3 protein-coding genes are annotated in these 2,705 nt (G+C 43.9%); all 3 read left to right on the top strand.

The window, feature by feature from the left end; genetic code table 11:
• Positions 1-1,063: ketol-acid reductoisomerase (ilvC, locus tag PLH26_RS21420; RefSeq protein WP_324588054.1), on the top strand; the 1,063-nt coding region annotated here is incomplete at its 5' end.
• A 25-nt stretch (positions 1,064-1,088) separates the two neighbouring features.
• Positions 1,089-2,387 carry a threonine ammonia-lyase IlvA gene (gene ilvA / locus PLH26_RS21425; RefSeq protein ID WP_324588055.1) on the top strand — a complete coding sequence of 433 codons (1,299 nt, stop codon included), beginning with the start codon at positions 1,089-1,091 and terminating at the stop codon, positions 2,385-2,387.
• 145 nt (positions 2,388-2,532) lie between these two features.
• The coding region (locus tag PLH26_RS21870; protein WP_502876435.1) for a hypothetical protein at positions 2,533-2,705 on the top strand (173 nt) is incomplete at its 3' end.

The raw sequence follows: 2,705 nt of genomic DNA on the forward strand, positions 1-2,705 counted from the left end.
TCAAATTAAAAAGATGGCAAAATTAAATTTCGGCGGCGTGGAAGAAAATGTAGTAACACGCGAAGAGTTTCCACTCAGTAAAGCCCAGGAAGTATTAAAGAATGAAACAGTTGCTGTTATAGGTTATGGCGTTCAGGGCCCAGGACAGGCATTGAACCAGCGCGACAATGGGATCAACGTAATTGTTGGCCAGAGGAAAAATTCAAAGACCTGGGATAAGGCGGTAAAGGATGGTTTTGTACCCGGCGAAACTTTGTTTGAAATAGAAGAAGCATTGCAGCGCGGCACTATTATTTGCTACCTGCTCAGTGATGCTGCGCAGATTGAATTGTGGCCTACAGTAGAGAAGCATCTTACGGCCGGTAAGGCTTTATATTTTTCCCATGGTTTTGGTATTACGTTCAATGAACAAACCGGGATCATACCACCCAAAGATGTGGATGTATTTTTAGTGGCTCCCAAAGGATCGGGCACTTCTCTGCGCCGCATGTTTTTGCAGGGACGCGGCTTAAACAGCAGCTATGCTATCTTCCAGGATGCTACCGGTAAAGCCAAAGAAAGGGTAGTAGCCCTGGGCATTGCCGTAGGCAGCGGGTATTTATTTGAAACAGATTTTAAAAAAGAAGTATACAGTGACCTTACAGGTGAGCGCGGTACTTTAATGGGCGCTATACAGGGTATTTTTGCAGCACAATACCAGGTTTTGCGCGATAAAGGTCATACCCCATCCGAAGCATTTAATGAAACGGTGGAAGAGCTTACCCAATCGCTTATGCCATTGGTTGCCGAGAACGGCATGGACTGGATGTACGCCAACTGTTCTACTACTGCACAACGCGGTGCATTAGACTGGTGGAAAAAATTCCGCGATGCAACTGCACCGGTATTTAAAGAACTGTATGAAAGTGTGGCGGCCGGAAAAGAATCCCAACGTTCCATTGACAGCAACAGCAAACCCGATTATCGAGAGAAGCTGGAAGCAGAATTAAAGGAGCTGAGAGAAAGTGAATTATGGCAGGCAGGCAAAACAGTAAGAAGCCTGAGGCCTGAAAATCAAAAATAAATTTATAACATTACAACAAATGAGTATGGAGGATAAGACAAAAGTGGAAGAAAAAAATACTCAAACAACCGATAGCCTTCCTGCATGGTCAGGAAGGCTTAATTTTTATGAGGCAGCACGCCGGTTAAAAGGAGTAGCCACGCATACTCCGCTGGTATACAATGATAATTTGTCGCGGAAATACGATTGCGAAGTGTATCTGAAAAGAGAGGATCTGCAGGTTGTGCGTTCTTATAAATTAAGAGGTGCATACAATATGATATACAGTCTTGATGAAGACCAGCAGCGGCGGGGAGTGGTGTGTGCCAGTGCAGGTAACCATGCGCAGGGTTTCGCTTACAGTTGTAAAAAGCTCAATATTAAAGGCGTGGTATTTATGCCCGTGATCACGCCAAAACAAAAGATCAGCCAGACAAAAATGTTTGGCGGGGATAAAATTGAAATAAAGCTGGTAGGGGATACCTTCGACGATTGTGCTGTTGCTGCAAAAGCGTATACCCGGTTGAACAACATGACATTTATTCCCCCATTCGACGATTACAGCATTATTGAGGGACAGGGAACCGTGGCAATGGAAATACTGGAAGAACAGAGTACTATAGATTATGTTTTTGTTCCCGTAGGCGGTGGCGGATTGGCTGCCGGCATTGGCGTTTATTTTAAAAAATACAGCCCCGGTACAAAAATCATAGGAGCAGAACCCGAAGGTGCGCCTTCAATGAAAGCAGCACTGCAGGCCGGTCATCCCGTAACCTTAGAGCATATTGACCGTTTTGTAGACGGGGCTGCCGTAAAACGCGCAGGTGATATTACATTCGAAATATGCAGGGAAGTGCTGGATGATATGCTATTGGTACCCGAGGGCAGGATATGCACTTCCATATTAAGGCTTTATAACAATGACGCTATAGTAGTGGAACCGGCAGGCGCTTTGTCTATTGCGGCCCTTGACCAGTATGCTGCCGGGATCAGGAGGAAAAAAGTGGTTTGTATTGTAAGTGGCGGCAACAACGATATTGACCGCATGCCCGAAATAAAGGAGAGATCACTTCAGTATGAAGGGCTGAAACATTATTTTTTGATCAGCTTCGCACAACGCCCGGGCGCGTTGAAAGAATTTGTTAACAACGTGCTGGGACCAGCCGACGATATTACCCGCTTTGAATACATGCAAAAAACCAATAAAGAAGCCGGTCCGGCTCTGGTAGGTATTGAATTGCAGGATAAAAACGATTACCATAAGCTTATCCAAAACATGAAAGATCACCAGATTAACTTCTCCGGGATCAATAAAGACGACAAACTCTTTGGTTACCTTATATAAAGATATTAACACTTGTTAGTAATTTTTAGACAGAAAGTTAATTTGTCATGTTTTTTTAGTACTTTTAGGTTCTTGCCTGCCGTATAATTGAATAATATTTAATAAATCTCTGCTTCTTTGATTTTTTATTAATAATTCCAGAGCTATGGTTAGTAACGGTTTGTACAGGGCGGAATTTGAGCATGATGCATGCGGTGTAGGATTCGTGGCCAATATTAAAGGCAATAAATCTCACCAGATTGTGTCTGACGCACTTACCCTTCTTGAAAACATGGAACACCGGGGCGCCTGTGGTTGTGAAAACAATACCGGTGATGG

Origin of the sequence: Agriterribacter sp. (assembly GCF_035444585.1) — a bacterium.
In the GTDB taxonomy this organism is placed as follows: domain Bacteria; phylum Bacteroidota; class Bacteroidia; order Chitinophagales; family Chitinophagaceae; genus Agriterribacter.

Bases quoted from the DNA above. Each gene is read 5' to 3' on its own strand.
- ilvA (WP_324588055.1), top strand. From the start codon at position 1,089: ATGGAGGATAAGACAAAAGTGGAAGAAAAAAATACTCAAACAACCGAT.